This is a genomic window from Streptomyces sp. P5F9 (assembly GCF_057961495.1).
Genome location: NZ_JBXVPZ010000187.1, coordinates 1 through 18,005 on the forward strand (window position 1 = coordinate 1; position 18,005 = coordinate 18,005).

Genomic DNA, 18,005 nt, shown 5'->3' on the forward strand with positions numbered 1-18,005 from the left:
GCGTGGGGTGTGGGCGACTTGCTCGGCGGTGATGCTCCGGCCTGGGCCTTTTGTCTGGACGGCGCCGAGTGGAACCGTCATGTCGACGACCGGCGGGTGAGCGCCGGTCGTCGACATGACGGACGTTGCGCGATGCGGCACGGGCCGCCCGGTTCAGAAGGCGTGTGCCATCAGTTCCGCGAACAGCGCGTGTTCGTCGGCATCGAGGCCACGGGAGCGGAACCAGCCGCAGATGTTGGCGCAGTCGCGCTGGAGGAACGTCATGCCGTTGAGGTTGCCGACCAGGTCGACGATCTGGGGCAGGTCGATGATGACCAGCCGCTCGCCCGCCGCCAGGATGTTGTACGCCGAGAGGTCGCCGTGCACGAGGCCGTTCTGCACCATCGTCGCGAGCGCGTCGGTGAGTTGCTCGAAGTACGCCGCCAGCAGTTCGGGTGAGGGGCGGGTCTGGGCGAGCCGGGGCGCTGTCTGGACGGTGCCCTCCTCGTCGACGACGGTGATCCACTCCATCAGGATCTCGGTGCCGTCGATCTGGACCGGGTAGGGGACCGGCAGCCCGAGGTTCCAGAGCCGTACCAGCGCGGCCCATTCGGACACCGCCCACTCGCCGGCCGCGACCTGGCGGCCGAAGGTGCTCTTCCGTTTGATGGCCCGCTCGTCGCGTGAGCGCTTCATCGAGCGGCCCTCGGTGTAGGACGCGGCGCGGTGGAAGGCGCGGTGCTCGGGGGAGCGATACCGCTTGGCCGCCATGACCACCCCGGCGGCGGGGTCGAGCGGGTCGGCGCGCTCGACGAGGTGGACGTCGGCCTCCTTGCCGGTCTTGAGGACGCCGAGCTCGGTGTCGATCGCGCCCTGCGAGGTCACCACCCAGTCCGGGAGCGGCTCGGGGCCTCGGCTGAGGGGTTCGACACTGAGCCAGGTCGACCAGCGCTGGCCCTCGGCGAGGTCGTCGTAGGCGTGGAAGTCGAAGACGAACCGGTCGTCGACGTCGCCCGGAACCGCGTCGCCCGGCGGCGGGACGTAGCGGTGGGGGTCGGTGACGAAGTCGTCAGGAAATACCGGCTGTTGAGAGTGCTGGGGGTGCTGCGGGAGATTGTCGCGAGACATCGCTGGAGGTGCTCCATGAGGTGAGAGGGAGGCGGTCGGCGGGCAGGCCGAGGACAGTCGTGGTCACGTCGCGCCTCCTCTCGTGGAGCACCGGGCAGCTCCCGGTGGCCCGCCCATGATGAGGGGCGGACATGGGGAGCGGCAACTGAATTACGTCGGCCCGCGTCGAGCGGCTCCAGCGGAGTCGCGGGATTCCGGCGCGATCCTCCGCACCGGGCCCGTCCCGGCTCTGGCGGGGTCGACGAAGGCCGGCCGGGTCGGCGAGGGCCGGACCCAGGTGTTCGTCGCCGTCCCGCAGCCGTGAGGCCATCGCCCGGGTCGACTCGCGCCACCCGTCCGGCATCAACCCGCCCGGACAGCAACGGAGTTCTGCTAGGACCTGTCCGGCGGATCATGCCGCAGACGCGGGGGCTGGCACGCACTCCCCCACTGCCTTAAAGGCGTGGGGGGACCCCCAGCGGCGTTGTCGTCGGTTGCCAACTCCCCCACGCTCGAACGACCTCGCGCGGGGGGACCCCCATCGCGTTGACGCCCTCCTCCGCCTTGCAGCTGCACGCACCAGGCCCCGCTCACCGGCGCTGATCAGATACCGTCGGTCTCCTGCGACCTGATCCGCCGGACAGGCCCTAGCGGCCCTTCCGCACGAGGTCGGTGATGCGCTCGCCCTCGCCGATCGTGAGCGGGCCGGTTCCCTCCGCGGGGTCGCCGACTCCCAGCGCGACCGCCAGCGTGCGGCCGTGCAGGTCGAGGGTGGCCTCGGTCAGGGTGGTGAAATCGGCCACGGCGGAACGGGCGCGGGCCCATCCGGTCAGGCCGATGCCCGCGGCGATCAGTACGGCGGGCCACCACACCGCGGTGAGCAGAAGGTAGGGCAGGGCCCAGGTTCCGGTGGCGACCGCGGCCGCGAACGCCGAGTGCGCGGCGGTGAGTTCGGTGCGTGCGGGGTCGGGGAGGACCAGCCAGAGCCGGGACCAGCCGTAGGTCAGGTCGAGTCCGTAGCGGTGGTACGCGATCGACTCCACGGCGTGGATCCGGTCGCCCATCCAGGTCGGCCTGCCGGGTTCGGCCATGGCCAGCCGGGTGACGCGGTCGGCCGCGGTGTCGATCCGGTGCTGCTGCTCGGGGGTGCGTGTAGCGGGACTCGCGGCTTCGAACGCCCGGCGTTCCTGGACGAGTTGGTGCCACCGCGCACGTCGGCGTGCCGTCCGCGCCGTCGCGGCCGAGGCGAACGGGCGGGGCCATTGCCCCAGCCAGACGCGCCGGGTGACTCCGGCCAGCGCCTGCACGACGAAGCCCACACCGGAGGCGGCCGCCAGTACGGCCACGACGAGGAGTGCCTGCGCCCCGCTGGGCAGGTCCCTGACCGTGTCGGCGGTGTTCTCGACCCGCCGGGTCGACAACGCGACGTTCCACGCGTCGGATTGGCCGAGGTTGACGGACAGCCACACCGCGCCGAGGAAGAACGCACCGGGCAGCACGAGCAGGCTGATCCACCGGTCGGCGAGCGTCTTGGCCAACTGCTGGAAGAAACCGCCCACTTGGGCTACCTCTGTTCCAGCGGCCGGCCCATGACGGCGCAGCGCGGGATCGCACCCGCCGGGAGAGGCACCGCCGTCCGGTCGCAGGCACCGTCCGGGCAGCGGAAGGCCTCCTGACGGGCGATGCCCGGCCCGGCCCCCGGCAGCCCCGTCGAGAGCGTGCGCAGGGTGGTCTCACGGTCGGTGTTCAGCAACTGGCCCAGCAGGGCGAGCACCGGACGCCGGGCCCGTGCCTCGGCCACGATCCGTTCCAGGAGTTCCTGACGTTCCGCGGAGTGGAGCCCGGTCTCGCCGATCAGCGCCTCGAACTCCTGGCACAGCGTGGTCAGTGCCGATCGTTCGGCGTCCACCAGGGCTCCTCCTTCCGCCGGTCGGCCGATAGTCTCATGGGTGATGTCCTCCTACCACCAGCCCGATCCGGAGCTGCTGAACCAGCAGGCGGTCGACCTGTTGGACCGGGCCAGCAGGTCCGGTGACACGGCACAACTGGGCATCTGCGTCTCGTTGTTCCAGCGCGTCCTCGCCCTGACACCGCATCACCACCCGCGCCTCGCCACCCGCCTGTACAACCTCGCCGAGTCCCACCGGGCGCTGTACGCGCTGACGGGACAGGTGGCCGACGCCGACCTGTCGATCGGCATCGGGCGACAGGCCGTAGCAGCCCTCCACCACGGCGACCCCAACACCGCGCTGATCCTGGGCAACCTCAGCGCCACCCATCTCCTGCGGTTCCAGCGGGCCGGGCAGCCCGAGGACCTGGACGGGGCCGTCGAGTTCGGGGAACGGACCGTCGGCGTGCCCGGCGCCAACCCGAACCTCGCGTTCCACCTGGCCACCCTCGGCACGGGCTACTTGCTGCGGTTCCAGATGACAGGGCAGCTCTCGGATGTGGACCGTTCCATCGACATCAGTGAGCGGGTGATGGCTGTCGCCTCCGCCGATTCGCCGCACCGGACGACAGCCTTGTCCGATCTCGCCTCGGGCTACTTGCTGCGCTTCGAGCGGACCGGGCAGCTCTCGGACCTGGACCGTTCCATCTACAGAGGCGAGCAGGTCATCACTGTCGCCTCTGCCGGGTTTCCTCACCGGTCGACAACCTTGGCCAATCTCGCCACGGGGTGCTTGCAGCGCTTCCAGAGAACCGGGCAGCCCTCGGATCTGGACCGTTCCATCTACAGAGGCGAGGAGGCCATGGCTGTCGCCTCCGCAGATTTTCCGCACCGGCCGACCGTCCTGACCAACCTCGGCACCAGCTACTTGCTGCGGTTCGAGCAGACAAGGCACGTCTCGGACCTGGACCGTTCCATCGGCAACGGTGAGCGGGCGTTGGCTGTCACTCCCGTCGATTCCCGTGACCGGCCGACGAATCTGACCAACCTCGCCCTGGGCTACCTGCGGCGGTTCGAGGGAACCGGGAACGTCTCGGATCTGGACCGTTCCATCGACAACGGCGAACGGGCGATGGCGGTCACCCCCGTCGATTCTCCCCACCGGCTGACGACCCTGACCAACCTCGCCACCTCCTACTGGGCACGGTTCGGACGGGCGGGCCGGTCGGCGGACCTGGAGCGGTCCATCGGCTTCGGGGAACAGGCCGCCGCCGACACTGCCAACCCGTATCGGGCGACCGCCCTGTCCAACCTCGCCGCCGCCTACACCGACCGCTTCGAGCGGACGGGGAACCTGGCCGACCTGGAGCGGTCGATCGGGCACTACGAACAGGCGGTGGCCGTCGCTCCGGACAATTCCCTCGACGGCGCCACCTACGTGTCCAACTTCGGCATGGCGTACCACGCGCGGTTCGAACGGCTGGGGGAGATCGCCGACCTGGACCGGGCGATCGGCCACCTCGATCGTGCCGCCGCCGCAGCGCCCCGGGGGCACCGCGAGTTCGCGACGATCCTGTCCAACCTCGGCATCGTGTACGGGGCGCGGTTCGACCGGCGGGGGGACGTGGCTGATCTGGACCGGTCCATCGGCCACTACGAACAGGCCGTGGCCGCGACGCCCGAGGGCCACCCGGATCTCGCCCGCCGTCTGTCCAACCTGGGCACCGCGTACGACGCGCGGTCCGACCGCAAGGGGGACACCGCCGACGCGCAACGGGCCGTAGAGAGTCTGGAACGCGCCGTCGTCGCCACACCGGCCGATCACCCCTTCCGCGCGATGGCCCTGTCCAACCTGGCGGCGATCCTGCGCGGACGGTTCGACCGGCTGGGGGACGTGGCCGATCTGGACCGTGCCATCGCGCTTCACAAAGAGGCCGTGGCCGCCACGCCCGGCGACCACCCGAACCTGGCGATGCACCTGTCCAACCTCAGCGTCGCCCACTGGTCCCGGCTCACCCGCACCGGAGACCCGTCCGACCTGGACGCGGCCATCGAAGCCGCGAGACGCGCGGTGGCCGCCACGCCGGACGACCACCCGGACCGTGCGATGCGTCTGAGCAACCTCGGCACCGCTCTCCAGCAACGGTTCGAGCACAGCGGCAGCCTTCCTGACCTGGACCGTGCCATCGCGCATCACGAGGAGGCCGTGGCTGCCACGCCCGACGACCACCCGCACAGGGCGAGGCACCTGTCCAACCTCGGAACCGCCTATCAGTCGCGGTCCGGCCGGACCGCCGGCGGCGCCGATCTCGACAGCGCCATCGACCGCACGCTTCTGGCGCTCGCGGTCACCCCCGCCGACCACCCCGACCGACTGCTGCGCCTGTACAACCTCGGACGGTCCTATCAGGCACGGTACGAGCGCTCGGGCGATCCGGCCGACCTGGACCGCGCGGTCGACCTGGCGCGGGAGGCGGCCGACGCCGTCCCCGTGGACGATCCGCTCCGCCCGCAGCATCTGTTCAACCTCGGCAACACCCACCGGCTGCGGTTCCAGCGGACCGGCGACCCGTCCGACCTCGACCGTGCCGTAGACGCCGCGGAACGGACCGTCGCGGCAACCCCCGTCGGCCATCCCCGGCGGGCCTCACGCATCTACCTCCTCGCGATCTGTCACATGCGGAGGTGGGACACCGGCAGCACCGTCGACCGGCCGCGGATCATGCGGCTCGCCGAGGAGGCGCTCGCGGCCACGACATCGCCTCCGCTCGAACGGCTCCGCGCCTGCCGGGTGGTCGGCCGGCTCGCCTACGTACTGGACGAACCGCACACCGCCCGGCTGCTGTTCGACACGGCGGTGGAATTGCTGCCGTTGGTCGCGGCACGGGAGACCTCGTCGGCGGACCACGAGTACCGCCTCGGCGCGAACCACGGACTGGTCGGCGAGACGATCGCCGTGCACTGTGCCCTCGACGATCCGGGCGGCGCGGTCCAGGCCGCAGAGCTGGGTCGGTCGATCCTGCTGACGTCCCGGCTGGCGCTGCGGACTCCCCTCGGCGACCTCGAAGCCGAGCACCCGGCGCTGGCCGGCCGGTTGAGCCGCGTCCGCGATGCCCTCAACGCGCCGGATCCCCCGGCCATGGCCACGCCCGACGGTCAGGACGTCGACCACATCGACCGGCGTAAACGCCTGTGGGCCGAGCACGACGCCGTACTGGCGGAGATCCGCCGGTTGCCGGGACTGGACCGGTTCCTGCTCCCGCAGAGGTGGACCCGGCTGCGGCCGACCGGCGCCGGTGAGGCGGTCGTGCTGCTCAACGCCGGCCTGCAGCGGTGCGACGCCGTCGTCGTCACCGCCGGCGGGCCCCTGCTGCCGGTGCCGCTGCCCGAACTGCGCCTGTCCGACGTCGAGTTGTGGGCCGCCGAGCTGACGGAAGCGACGCACAACGCCGGCTCCTTCACCGGAGAGCTGCGCTGCCAACGGGTGCTGACTGAGCTGCTCGGCCGGCTGTGGGACACGACGGTCGGGCCGGTCATCGACGCGATCGAGGACCGGCTCCGCCCGGCCGACGGAGAACTGCCCCGTGTGTGGTGGATGCCGACCGGGCCGCTCGCGCTGCTGCCGCTGCACGCGGCCGGACACTCCGGTGGCGCGGGGGCGCTCGACCGGGTGATCTCGTCGTACACGCCCACCATGCGCACCCTGGGCCGTGCACAAGGACACCCCTCCGCGACGGCCCAGCGCCGGCTCACGGTCGCCCTCGACCGGACCCCGGGTCTGCCGGACCTACCGGCCACCGCTGCCGAGGCGGCGAGCCTGCACGCCGCCCATCCCGACATGCCGCTCCTCACCAACGAGCAGGCCACCGCCCCCAGTGTGACCGGCGCGCTCCCCAGGGCGAGTTGGGCCCACTTCGCGTGCCACGCGGGGACCGACCCCGACGCGCCGTCCGAGGGCGGGCTCCACCTCCACGACGGTGTGCTGTCCATCGCGGAGATCGGCCGCCTCGACCTCCACGAGGCCGAACTGGCCTACCTGTCCGCGTGCTCCACCGGACACGTCGGCAGGCGGCACGCGGACGAGTCCATCCACCTCGCCTCCGCCTTCCAGCTGGCCGGCTTCCGGCACGTCGTAGCGAGTCTCTGGCCACTGGACGACCACGTCGCGGCCGCCGCGGCCGACCACTTCTACCGGCTGATGCCGGACACTCCGTCCGCCGACGACGCGGCGATCGTGCTCCACCGCGTCATCCGGCAGCTGCGCACCGAACACTCCGGCCGACCACACCTGTGGGCGTCGCTGATCCACAGCGGGCCGTAGCCCGGACCGGGCCTGAACTCGGCGGCGGCTACGAGGTGTTCACCACCGTGCCGGTGATCGCGTTCTGATTCTCCCGTGGCGCCAGGCTCCGCACCACATCGAACTCGTTGCCCTCAGGATCGGCCATGACCACCCAGCTCCGATCCGCGTCCTGGCCCACATCCGTCGTGGTGGCCCCGAGGCCGAGCAACCTGCTCACCTCGTCCTCCGTGCTGCCGTCGATCGGGCTGACGTCGAGGTGGAGCCGGTTCTTGACGGTCTTGTCCTCGGGTACCTGGATGAACTGCAGGGTGGGCGGCATCTGACGGGCCCGGACCTCCTCGGCGGTCGGCTCCCAGGAGCCGATTTCGACCCTGCCCTCGGCCCGGTCGATCACCTTGAAGTCCAGGACCGCGCACCAGAAGGCCGCGAGTCTCTCCGGATCACGGCAGTCGACGACCAACTCGGTGAACCTGCTTGTCATGACTCTCCTGATCAGATCGGGTTTCGCGAGGGTTTCCCCATGCCGGTGAAGAGGGCCTGGAGGACACGGTCCGCATACTCGTGGGTCAACGGCTCCTGCGTGACCAGGAATTGGAAGTACAGCGGGCCGGAGAGAATTGCCATCGCCAGGCTCAGGTCGAAGTCGGGCGACAACTGCCCCTGGTCCTGGGCTTTTCGAAGCCGGGCGAGGGCCAACTCGGCCTGCGGGGCGATGAAACGCTCGTTGAGGGCGGCCGCGACCTGGCGGTCGTACTGGGCCTCGCCGACCAGGGCCTGGTACAGCGGGCCGAAGTGCGGGTTGGCCAGCAGGTCGATGGCCGCGTGGATCTGGGTGCGCAGATCGGCGACGATGTCGCCCGTGTCGGGGTAGCCCAGGTCGGACTGGTGCAGCGAGAGCAGGGAGTCCAGGAACAGGGCACCCTTGGACGACCACCTGCGGTAGATGGTGTGCTTGCCCGCGCCGGCCCGGGCCGCGATCGCTTCGATGCTGAGCCTGGCGTAGCCGATCTCCTGGCCCAGTTCCAGAGTGGTCCGCATGATGGCCTCGGTCCGGCCGGCGCCACGCAGGGGGTCCGTCATGCGGCCACCCTAACGACGCGGCACGTGCCGTTCTTGACGAACTGCCATTCGTGCACTCTCCTTTACGGCGCGGCAGGCCAACGGCCGCGCCGACGGGGGAGGTTGCGTGGATGCCGACGTGATCGTCGTGGGAGCAGGTCCGACCGGTCTGATGCTGGCGTGCGAACTGCGCCTGGCCGGGGTGCGCCCGCTGGTGCTGGAGCGCCAGTCGTACCGCAGGGACACCGCGAAGGCCGGTGGCCTCGGCGGACGGATCCTGGAACTGCTGCGCTACCGGGGCCTGTTGGAGCAATGCGAGGCCGCATGCACGGGTCCCGTCCCGGCCCCACGGTTCCCGTTCGGCGGTGTTCACCTCGATCTGACCCGGCTCGACGATCCGCCGCTGCACGCCCTGCCGCTTCCGCAGCAGCGGCTCGAAGACGTGCTCGCCGAACGCGCCGGTGAACTCGGTGTCGAGATCCGCCGCGGGCACCAGGTGTCCGGGGTCGACCAGGACGAGGCGGGGGTGACCACGGAGGTGCTCGGCCCGGACGGGCCGTACCGGGTGACGGCCCGGTACCTGGCGGGCTGCGACGGCGCCCGCAGCCGGGTCCGCGACGGGGCGGGGATCGCCTTCCCCGGCAACGCCTACCCGGAGGTCAACCGGCTGGCCCAGGTCATCTTTCCCGACACGGTGACCGTGCTCGGCAACGGCGATCTCGACGTCGCCGGCCACGGCACAGTCCCCGGCGGCTTCACGCGAACGGACCGCGGCCTCCTGGGCGTTGGCGCATCAACCGACTCGCCCGTGGTCTCCCTCTACACCACCGAGGACGAGGCCGACGAGTACGACGACGACACCCCGATGTCCCTGACCGAGTTCCAGGACAACCTCCGGCGCGTGCTGGGCACGGATCTCCCCGTGCGCGAGGCGATCCGGCTGTCGCGGTTCACCTTCAAGGCCCGGCAGGCCGAGCACTACCGAAAAGGGCGGATCCTGCTGGCCGGTGACGCGGCACATCTGTTCCCGGCGACCGGCGTGGCCATCAACGCCGGCATGCTCGACGCGGTCAACCTGGCCTGGAAGCTGGCCGCCGACATCCACGGCCTGGCCCCCGACGGCCTGTTGGACACCTACCACGACGAACGGCACTCGGCCGGCGCGCGCACCATGCTGCACACCCAGGCCCAAGTGGCGCTGCGGCGCGGCACGGACCCGGCCGCCGAGGCACTCCGCGAGGTGTTTCAGGAACTGCTCGCCGACGAGCAGCCGCAGCGCCGCCTGGGGTCGTTCCTCGCCGGCACCGACATCCGCTACCCGATGCCCGGAACATCCGGCCGCCATCCGCTGGCCGGAGCGTTCGTCCCCGACCTCACCCCGCACAGCGACGGGGGAGTGACCGGCGTCGGTGAACTCCTGCACACCGCACGCCCGTTGCTCCTGGACCTCGCCGACCGTGAGGACCTCCGCCGGGCGGCCGGCGACTGGCGCTCACGCGTCGACGTCCACACCGCCAAGACCGACGACCGCCCCGCCGACGCCATCCTGATCCGGCCCGACGCGCACATCGCCTGGGCCGCGGCCGTCGACGAGTCCCCCGACGACGTAGTACCGGCGCTGCGCGAAGCGCTCACCCGCTGGTTCGGCGCGCCTGAGGGCGCCGTCTGACGGCCCCCGTCGAAGAGAAGTCGAAGAGAAAGCGAGCGCAGATGCAGCCTGTTCCCGCCGACCCGACCCTGCTGCATCCGATGCCGGACCAGCCTCGGGTCGTTCTCGTCAAGCCGCTGGTGACCTCACCGCTGATCGAGGTCGGGGAGTTCACGTACTACGACGATCCCGACGACCCGACGGCCTTCGAGACCGCAACGTCCTCTACCACTACGGGCCCGAGAAGTTCGTCATCGGGAAGTTCTGCGCGCTGGGCGAGCGCGTGCGGTTCATCATGAACGGCTCCAACCACCGGATGGACGGCCCCTCGACGTTCCCCTTCCCGATCATGGGCAGTTCCTGGGCCGACCACTTCGACCTCATCACCGGTCTGCCCGGACGGGGCGGCGACACCACGGTGGGCAACGACGTCTGGTTCGGCTACGGGACCATGGTGATACCCGGCGTCCGCATCGGTCACGGAGCGATCATCGCCTCCGGCTCCGTCGTCGTCGACGACGTCCCCGACTACGGCATCGTCGGCGGCAACCCCGCGCGGCTGATCCGCCGCCACACCGACGCCGACATCGAGCGCCTCCTCGCGCCGGCCTGGTGGGACTGGCCGCTGCCGCACCTCACCGAACATCTCCGCACGGTCATGTCCGGCACCGTCGCCGACCTGGAGGCCGCAGCACCCGGCCCCTCCCCGCACTGAGAATCGAGCCGCACTCACCCGAACCGGGCGGCGAACGAGGCGCAAGAAAAGGGGTACGACCATGCTGGACGTGCGGTTCTTCAGCGCGCTGAAGGCTCGCCAGGAGCCTGAACACGAACCCGAGCCTGGTGCGCAAGCTGATGGTCCCGCTGGTGCGGGACGGGCTCGTCGCGTCCATCAAGGGCCGTAGCGGCGGTGTCCGCCTCGGCCGGCCCGCGGACCGGATCACGCTGGAGGAGATCTACCGCTCGTCCATCGGCGACTAGCCGCTGTGGGCCCCCGGCCGGAGGGGCCCCGGGAGTTCCTGGTCACCAACCACTCCGCCGAGTACTTCCTCAGGCTCACCGACGAGACCGAGGCGGTCGTCCTCCATGCGCCGGCGGGCCGCACCCTCGCCGACAGCCCGGACGAACTGCGCGCCATCGACCGGGCCGCCGCCACTCCCGCTCCGGAACCGCCGCTCCGCGCGCCCAGCCCCTAGCCACTGAACAAGTGCTCGACAAGTTTGCTTCAACTAGAGGGATCCAGACGGAGTCGGCGGCCTAGTCTCTGAGGCGGATGATCAACCCCCCTCACCCGTAGGAGCGCATGTGACGCAACTCCGGCAGCAGTCCACAAGACGCACCGCTGTCCTCCGCCGCAGCGCAGTCGTGGCCACCGTGCCCGTCGCCCTCACCGCCCTGCTCGCGGCCGCCGCACCCGCGGGCGCCACGACGACCGGTTCGGCCGGCGCGGGAGACCCGTACTTCCCGCTCTCCGGCAACGGCGGCTACCACGTCGCCCACTACGACCTGACGCTCCGTTACGACCCGACGAGCCGCAGGCTCGACGGCAAGGCGGTCCTCACCGCCCGCGCCACCGAGAAGCTCACCCGCTTCGACCTCGACCTCAAGGGCCTCAAGGTCACCGGTCTCACCGTCGACCGCGCCAAGGCGGACTTCCGCCGCGACGGACAGGAACTCGTCGTCACCCCGCGCCGGGCCGTCGGCAAGGGGCAGCGGTTCCAGGTCACCGTCACGTACAACGGCGTCCCCAAGCAGGTCACCGACCCCGACGGCTCGGCCGACGGCTGGATCGCCACCGACGACGGCGCCTTCGTGGCCGGTGAGCCGCAGGGCGCGATGACGTGGTTCCCGGCGAACAGCCACCCCAAGGACAAGTCGTCGTACGACTTCACGATCACGGTCCCGCAGGGGCGCACCGCGGTCGCCAACGGCGTGCTCCTCGGGCAGAGGACCGCGCATGGGAAGACCACGTTCCGCTGGCACGCGCCGGAGCCGATGGCCGCCTACCTCGCGACCGCGACGGTCGGGAAGTTCAAGGTCGAGCAGTACACCACCCGCGACGGCGTCAAGGTGTACAACGCGGTCGACCCGCGTGAAGTCGCCGCCGCAGCGCCCGTGTTGAAGAAACTGCCCTCCGTCCTGGAGTGGGAGAGCAAGCTGTTCGGGCCGTACCCGTTCCGCTCGGCCGGGTCGATCGTCGACCACGCGCCGGACGTCGGGTACGCGCTGGAGACGCAGGGGCGGCCGATCTACGACTCGGCACCGGACCTCAGCACCCTCGTGCACGAGAACGCCCACCAGTGGTTCGGGGACTCCGTGTCGCTGACCGCCTGGAAGGACATCTGGCTCAACGAGGGCTTCGCGACCTACACGGAGTGGCTCTACAGCGAGCAGCACGGCGGGAAGACCGCGCAGCAGACCTTCGACGCGCTGTACGCCCGTAAGGCGACCGACGGCCTGTGGGCGTTCCCGCCCGGCGACCCGGGCAGCGGCGCGAACATCTTCGGCACGCCGGTGTACGCCCGCGGGGCCATGGCGCTGCACGAACTGCGCCTGGTCGTCGGCGACAAGACCTTCTTCGCGATCCTGCGGGCCTGGGCGGGAGCACACCGCTACGGGCACGGAACCACCGCGCAGTTCGTCAGTCTGGCGGAGCGGAAATCGGGCACACGACTCGATGCCCTCTTCCACACCTGGCTCTACACGAAAGGCAAGCCGACCCAGCCGTAGGAGCTGACGAGTTCCTCACATGTGTCGGTCATCGTCGACTCATGATCACTCGTATTCCCTCGGTCGCACTCGTCGCCGCATCCGTTCTCCTCACGGGATGCGGCGGCGGTGCGCTGGCGGCGACGGACCACACGTCCGCCCCCACTGCCGCCTCCTCGTCCGCGCCGTTGCCCTCGTCGGAGATATCCGCCGAGGCGGCACCCCGGCAACTCCCGGGCGTGGGGCCCAAGATGCTGGCGCGCATACCGGCGGCCACCGAACAGGTCGTCCTGGTGACCGGGCGAGGCGCGAACTCCCCCCTCTCCACCCTCGCCCTCTACGAACGCACCGACGACGGCTGGGAGCAGACCGTGAGCTGGGCCGCGCACAACGCGCTCAAGGGCTGGTCAAACCACCACATGGCCGGTGACCTGCGCTCGCCGATCGGTGTCTATTCGCTCACCGACGCGGGCGGACTGCTCAAGGACCCCGGCACCAAGCTGACGTACGACCACGGGACGGGCTTCGTCTCGCCCGGCACCGGCTTCGAGGGCGAACCCCTCGCAGGGTCCTTCGACTACGTGATCGCCATCAACTACAACCGGCAGCCCGGCACTTCACCCCTGGACTGGACCCGCCCCCTCGGCTCCTCGCGCGGCGGCGGCATCTGGATCCACGTCGACCACGGCGGCCCCACCCACGGCTGCGTCAGCATCGCCGAGGACCACATGAGGGAGCTCCTGCGCACCCTGGACCCGGCCCGGCACCCCGTCGTCGTCATGGGCGACGCCGCCGCCCTCGACCGCTGACCGCTTAGGATCCGCCAGGTGTGCGCACATGTGCTGGTCGCCGAGGACGACGAGATGCAGGCCGAGCTGATACGACGCTCCCTGCTGACGGAAGGCCACACCGCGACCGTGGTCCACGACGGGGCCGCCGCCATCGAGGCGGCCCGGAAACTCAGACCCGACCTCGTGGTGCTCGACCTCATGCTGCCGGTGATCGACGGCTTCGGGGTGTGCCGGGTGCTGCGCGGCGAGGACGACATCCCCGTCCTGATGCTCACCGCCCGCTCGACCGAGGACGACGTCCTGCTCGGCCTCGAACTCGGCGCCGACGACTACATGACCAAGCCCTACAGCCCGCGTGAGCTGATGGCCCGCATCCGCACGGTCCTGCGGCGCAGCGGCCGCACCATCGAGGAGCGCCAGGAGGACGCCGTAGTACGGGCGGCGGGGCTGTCCGTCGACGCGGTACGGCACGAGGTGCGCTGCGACGGGGTGCCCGTCGACTGCACACCGGCCGAGTTCGAGATCCTCCTCGCCATGACCGCCGAGCCCGAACGGGTCTTCTCCCGGCGGCAGTTGCTCCAGTACACCCAGGGCCTCGACCGGGCGTCCACGGAACGGGCCGTCGACGTCCACATCATGAACCTGCGCAAGAAGATCGAGGCCGACCCGCGACGGCCGGTCCGGCTGCTGACCGTGTTCGGCGTCGGCTACAAGCTGCGCGGCGGTCGCGCGTGAGGCCCCGGATACCGCTGCGCAAGCGGTTGTCGGTCCGGCTGCTCGTCGCCACCGTGCTGATCGCGCTCTGCTCGGTCGGGGCGACGGCCTGGCTCGCGGTGACGACCACCACCCGGGCCATTCGGGAGGAACAGGGCCAGGACCTCGCCGACGACATGCGCATCCTGGCGCAGCTCAGCGGATACGCCGCGACCCACCCCGACTGGAAGGGCGTCGCACCCACCGTCCGCGCACTGTCGAAGAAGATGGGCCGCCGCATCGCCCTCACGACCGCCGACCGCGTCCTCATCGCCGACTCCGCACCGCACGGCACCTCGCTGCCGCCCCGCGCCGCCGCGAGCGTCGACCCCCTGCACACCGACACGTACACGGAACCCGGCGCACAGCTCAGCGGCCTCGACCCCCGGGTCGTCGGACCGTACCGGGTGACCGCGAAGGAGCGGGTCCGGCTGGCGAAGCTGGCCAAGGACCGCCAGGCGTGCTTCAAACAGAACGGCATCGACACGACCATCACGATGACGCCGAGCGGCCGTCCCGTCCTCACCGACGCGGACGGCAACAACGCCAACGGCTACGTGCCCGACCAGTGCGCCGACGGGAAGCTCAACGCCCCGACCGTCACCGAGAGCAAGGCGCTGAACAGCCTGATCGTGAGCTCCCAGCCCTGCCTGTCGCGGGAAGGCGTGAGCTTCAAGGTCCCGTACTTCGGCGTCGACGTCTTCGACAAGAACCTCGGCTCCCGCTACGTTACGGGCGCGTACAACAAGCTGGGCGACGCCGGCGACATCCGCAAGGCGGAGGCCTGCACCGACAGCGCCCGCCGCGCCCAACTCGACCCCTATGTAGCGCCGGTGGCCGAACTCTTCCTGGGCGGCGGGGACACCACCGCCCCCCGCTTCGCCGTCTCCCCGGCGAACAAGGCCAAAGTCGTCGGCGCGGCCGCCGGGGTCCTCGCCCTCACCGTCCTCGTCACGGCCGTGGTCGCCACCCGGCTCGTACGACCCCTGCGCGCACTGACCGAAGCGGCCCAGCAGCCGCCGGAACTGCACGTCCGGGTGCCGGTGAAGACCCGGGACGAGACCGGCATCCTGGCCGAGGCCTTCAACGACCTCACCGAACGCCGCGAACGCATGGAGGCACAGCGCAAGGCCATGGTCAGCGACATCGCCCATGAACTGCGCAGCCCCCTCACCAACATCCGCGGCTGGCTGGAGGTAACCCGCGACGGCTTCGTCGAACCCGACCCGGCCCTGCTCGGCTCCCTGCACGAGGAGGCGATGGTCCTCCAGCGCGTCATCGACGACCTCCAGGACCTCGCCGCCGCCGACGCCGGCACCCTGCGCCTGCACCGCGAACCCGTGCGCGTCGAGGACCTCGTCGACCAGGTCGTCGCCGCCTACCGCGTCTCCGCCGACACGGCAGGAGTCGCCCTCACCGGCAAGACGGACAACTCCCTCTGGCTGGAGGCGGATCCGGTCCGCATGCGCCAAGTACTCGGCAACCTCGTGTCCAACGCGCTGCGTCACACCCCGGCCGACGGCACCGTCACCGTGACAGCGTGGCGCGACGGCGACGACATCGTCCTGACCGTCGCCGACACCGGCACCGGCATCGCGCCCGAGAACCTCCCGCACGTCTTCGAACGGTTCTGGCGCGCCGACCAGTCCCGCAGCCGCCGCACCGGAGGCAGCGGCCTGGGCCTGTCCATCGTCCGCGACCTGGTCGCCGCCCACGACGGCACGGTCGAGGCGACGAGCGAACCCGGCGCCGGCTCCGTTTTCACGCTGCGCCTGCCCAACTCCGGTGCGCCGGAGGGAGAGTGACGCCCACTCAATTCGTCGCGTAGTCCGGGGAGTTGGCGTCGGTCACTGCTCCCGCAGTCCCCACGGCGAGCCGTACTCCGTCAGCAGATCCAGGAAAGGCCCGGCCGGGAACGCCTCCGGCCCCAGCACACCCGAGCCGCTCCACGCCCCCGTGGCCAGCAACTCCAGCGCGATCACCGGGTTGATGGCGGTCTGCCAGACCACGGCCTGGGAGCCGTACTCCGTCATCGACCACTGGTTGTCGACCACGTGGTAGAGGTACACCTCGCGCGGCGCCCCGTCCTTCGTGCCGCGCACCCACGTGCCCGCACACGTCTTGCCGTGCATACGGTCGCCCAGCGTCGCGGGGTCGGGCAGGCAGGCGGCCACAACATCACGCGGGGACACGGCAGTCGGCCCTGCGGCACTCGGCACCGTGACCGGCTCCGTGCGGTCAAGTCCCAGCAGGTGCAGGGTCTTCAGGGTCTCGATGAACTCATTGCCGAGCCCGTACTTGAAGGTGACCCGGCGCGCGTCGACCCAGCGCGGCACGAGCAGCACCTCCTCGTGCTCCACGTTCACGCACTCGACCGGACCGATGCCCTCGGGAAAGTCGAACACCTCGGGGTCGCTGAAGGGCTCGGTGGTGAACCAGCCGCGGCCGGCCTCGTACACGACCGGGGGATTCAGGCACTCCTCGATGGTGGTCCAGATGCTGAAGGAGGGCGCGAAGTCGTAGCCGTCGACGGTGAGGTTCGCCCCGTCGCGGATGCCGATCTCCTCGATCTCGTCGAAGAGTTCATCGGCCGCGTACCGCGCGAACACGTCCGAGAGCCCCGGCTCCACACCCATCCCGACGAGCGCCAGCGCACCCGCCTTCTCCCAGTCGCCCGCCTCCGCGAACTGCGCGTCGCCGAGCTTGACCCCGCACTCCTGGTACGGCCGCTCCGGATGAGGCCGGGACAACGACATGGCCATGTCGAGGTAGTCGGCCCCCGCGGCACGCGCCGCACGGAACAGGGGCAGGACGAAGCGCGGGTCGGTCGCGTTCAGCAGCACGTCGCACTCGTACGCACGCAGCGCCGCTACGACCGCCTCCTCGTCGCTCGCGTCGAGCCGCTCGGCGCGGAACCGGGCGCCGTCCGCCCCGAGCGCGGCGACCGCGGCCTCCGCGCGGGACAGGTCGTAGTCGGCGACCACCATCGCGTCGAAGAACGGACGCCGCGCCGCGATCCGGGTGACCGCGGTCCCCACACCACCGGCTCCCACGAGCAGTACACGCATGACAAGAACTCCTTCACTGCCGAACCACGGACGTCAGCGGGCCCTGACGGAGATACAACGCCGGTCACGCGGATAAGGTCAATGCCGTTGGCATAAGGGGACAGGGGAGAACAGGGAGGCCGCGATGCCGAAACCGGTGGTGTCGGAGGAGAAGCGGCGACGGCGCCGTCCCACCAAGAGCGGGACGGTCCTGTCCGAGCAGTTGATCGTCGACACGGCCCTGCGCATGCTGCGCGAACACGGCAGCGCGGGCCTGACCGCCCGCCGCCTGGGACTGGCCCTGGACGCCGACCCGAGCACGCTCTACCGCTACTTCCGCGGCATGGACGAGCTGACCCTGGCCATCGGTGACGCCCTCGTCGGGCAGGCGCTGCGCGGCTGGGAGCCGACGGGGGAGTGGCGGGCCGACCTGCGCGCGATCGGCCTGCGCATCCACGCCGCGTACGTCGCCCACCCGCAGGCCGCCCAGCTCACCGCGAGCCGGGTCACCGGCCGGCCCAATGAACTGGCCGCGGACGAGGCCGTGTTGGACGTGTTGCGCACGGCCGGATTCCCGCTCCCGGACACCGTGCGCATCTACCACGCGTTCATCGACCAGACCCTGGCCTTCGCCGCCCTCGACGCCGCGTCCCTGGCCCTGCCGAGCGATTCACTCCGCGCCGACGAGGACATGTGGCGCTCGACGTATGCCCGTCTACCC

General features: G+C 70.8%; 15 protein-coding genes and 1 pseudogene. 10 read left to right on the forward strand and 6 right to left on the reverse strand.

Features of this window, described 5'->3' with window-relative positions; translation table 11 throughout:
* Positions 1-153 precede the first annotated feature (153 nt).
* The 3 genes from AC31A1_RS26875 to AC31A1_RS26885 form a co-directional block, all read right to left on the reverse strand.
* Positions 154-1,107, reverse strand: coding sequence for a serine protein kinase RIO (locus AC31A1_RS26875; protein ID WP_489655795.1), 954 nt, complete (start codon positions 1,105-1,107; stop codon positions 154-156).
* Positions 1,108-1,733: 626 nt separating this feature from the next.
* Entirely contained in the window at positions 1,734-2,645 is a 912-nt protein-coding gene (locus AC31A1_RS26880) for a hypothetical protein (protein WP_489655796.1), read from the reverse strand.
* A 5-nt stretch (positions 2,646-2,650) separates the two neighbouring features.
* Complete coding sequence (locus AC31A1_RS26885) at positions 2,651-2,995, reverse strand: hypothetical protein (protein WP_489655797.1); 345 nt, start codon at positions 2,993-2,995, stop codon at positions 2,651-2,653.
* Between the two features lie 43 nt (positions 2,996-3,038).
* Here AC31A1_RS26885 and AC31A1_RS26890 point away from each other — a divergent pair, with 43 nt between their 5' ends.
* On the forward strand, positions 3,039-7,295 hold the full coding sequence (locus AC31A1_RS26890; RefSeq protein WP_489655798.1) for a CHAT domain-containing protein: 4,257 nt from the start codon (positions 3,039-3,041) through the stop codon (positions 7,293-7,295).
* 28 nt (positions 7,296-7,323) lie between these two features.
* On the opposite strand, the gene AC31A1_RS26895 is transcribed toward AC31A1_RS26890, so the two are convergent.
* Together AC31A1_RS26895 and AC31A1_RS26900 are read right to left on the reverse strand one after the other, a co-directional pair.
* Positions 7,324-7,758, reverse strand: coding sequence for a VOC family protein (locus AC31A1_RS26895; protein ID WP_489655799.1), 435 nt, complete (start codon positions 7,756-7,758; stop codon positions 7,324-7,326).
* A gap of 11 nt (positions 7,759-7,769) precedes the next feature.
* Entirely contained in the window at positions 7,770-8,357 is a 588-nt protein-coding gene (locus AC31A1_RS26900) for a TetR/AcrR family transcriptional regulator (RefSeq protein ID WP_489655800.1), read from the reverse strand.
* Positions 8,358-8,463: 106 nt separating this feature from the next.
* Between AC31A1_RS26900 and AC31A1_RS26905 the strand changes: the two genes are divergently transcribed.
* The 8 genes and pseudogenes from AC31A1_RS26905 to AC31A1_RS26940 all read left to right on the forward strand — a co-directional run bounded on the left by AC31A1_RS26905 (position 8,464) and on the right by AC31A1_RS26940 (position 16,042).
* A complete protein-coding gene (locus tag AC31A1_RS26905; protein WP_489655801.1) occupies positions 8,464-10,005 on the forward strand; it encodes an FAD-dependent monooxygenase in 1,542 nt (513 codons plus the stop codon).
* 41 nt (positions 10,006-10,046) lie between these two features.
* A pseudogene (locus AC31A1_RS26910) lies at positions 10,047-10,699 on the forward strand (CatB-related O-acetyltransferase).
* A gap of 128 nt (positions 10,700-10,827) precedes the next feature.
* Positions 10,828-10,965: an Rrf2 family transcriptional regulator gene (locus AC31A1_RS26915; protein WP_489655802.1), complete on the forward strand. Its 138-nt coding sequence runs from the start codon at positions 10,828-10,830 to the stop codon at positions 10,963-10,965.
* A 5-nt stretch (positions 10,966-10,970) separates the two neighbouring features.
* Positions 10,971-11,180 carry a hypothetical protein gene (locus AC31A1_RS26920; RefSeq protein WP_489655803.1) on the forward strand — a complete coding sequence of 70 codons (210 nt, stop codon included), beginning with the start codon at positions 10,971-10,973 and terminating at the stop codon, positions 11,178-11,180.
* A 109-nt stretch (positions 11,181-11,289) separates the two neighbouring features.
* The gene (locus tag AC31A1_RS26925; RefSeq protein ID WP_489655804.1) at positions 11,290-12,714 is read left to right on the forward strand and encodes a M1 family metallopeptidase; all 1,425 of its coding nucleotides are present in this window, start codon (positions 11,290-11,292) and stop codon (positions 12,712-12,714) included.
* Between the two features lie 41 nt (positions 12,715-12,755).
* Positions 12,756-13,502 carry a L,D-transpeptidase family protein gene (locus AC31A1_RS26930; RefSeq protein ID WP_489655805.1) on the forward strand — a complete coding sequence of 249 codons (747 nt, stop codon included), beginning with the start codon at positions 12,756-12,758 and terminating at the stop codon, positions 13,500-13,502.
* A gap of 18 nt (positions 13,503-13,520) precedes the next feature.
* On the forward strand, positions 13,521-14,219 hold the full coding sequence (locus AC31A1_RS26935; protein ID WP_489655806.1) for a response regulator: 699 nt from the start codon (positions 13,521-13,523) through the stop codon (positions 14,217-14,219).
* Positions 14,216-16,042 carry a sensor histidine kinase gene (locus AC31A1_RS26940; RefSeq protein WP_489655807.1) on the forward strand — a complete coding sequence of 609 codons (1,827 nt, stop codon included), beginning with the start codon at positions 14,216-14,218 and terminating at the stop codon, positions 16,040-16,042. Before AC31A1_RS26935 ends, AC31A1_RS26940 begins: the two co-directional genes overlap by 4 nt.
* A 42-nt stretch (positions 16,043-16,084) precedes the next feature.
* Here the strand turns inward: AC31A1_RS26940 and AC31A1_RS26945 are convergent, their stop codons facing one another.
* A complete protein-coding gene (locus AC31A1_RS26945; RefSeq protein WP_489655808.1) occupies positions 16,085-17,305 on the reverse strand; it encodes a saccharopine dehydrogenase family protein in 1,221 nt (406 codons plus the stop codon).
* Between the two features lie 124 nt (positions 17,306-17,429).
* Between AC31A1_RS26945 and AC31A1_RS26950 the strand changes: the two genes are divergently transcribed.
* Positions 17,430-18,005 (forward strand): TetR/AcrR family transcriptional regulator (locus AC31A1_RS26950; RefSeq protein WP_489655809.1); only part of this gene is annotated, 576 nt, incomplete at its 3' end.

Excerpts from the sequence above, each read along its gene's own strand:
- AC31A1_RS26875 (WP_489655795.1), bottom strand. The coding sequence starts at position 1,107 with ATGTCTCGCGACAATCTCCCGCAGCACCCCCAGCACTCTCAACAGCCG.
- AC31A1_RS26890 (WP_489655798.1), top strand. The coding sequence starts at position 3,039 with ATGTCCTCCTACCACCAGCCCGATCCGGAGCTGCTGAACCAGCAGGCG.
- AC31A1_RS26895 (WP_489655799.1), bottom strand. The coding sequence starts at position 7,758 with ATGACAAGCAGGTTCACCGAGTTGGTCGTCGACTGCCGTGATCCGGAG.
- AC31A1_RS26900 (WP_489655800.1), bottom strand. The coding sequence starts at position 8,357 with ATGACGGACCCCCTGCGTGGCGCCGGCCGGACCGAGGCCATCATGCGG.
- AC31A1_RS26930 (WP_489655805.1), top strand. The coding sequence starts at position 12,756 with ATGATCACTCGTATTCCCTCGGTCGCACTCGTCGCCGCATCCGTTCTC.
- AC31A1_RS26945 (WP_489655808.1), bottom strand. The coding sequence starts at position 17,305 with ATGCGTGTACTGCTCGTGGGAGCCGGTGGTGTGGGGACCGCGGTCACC.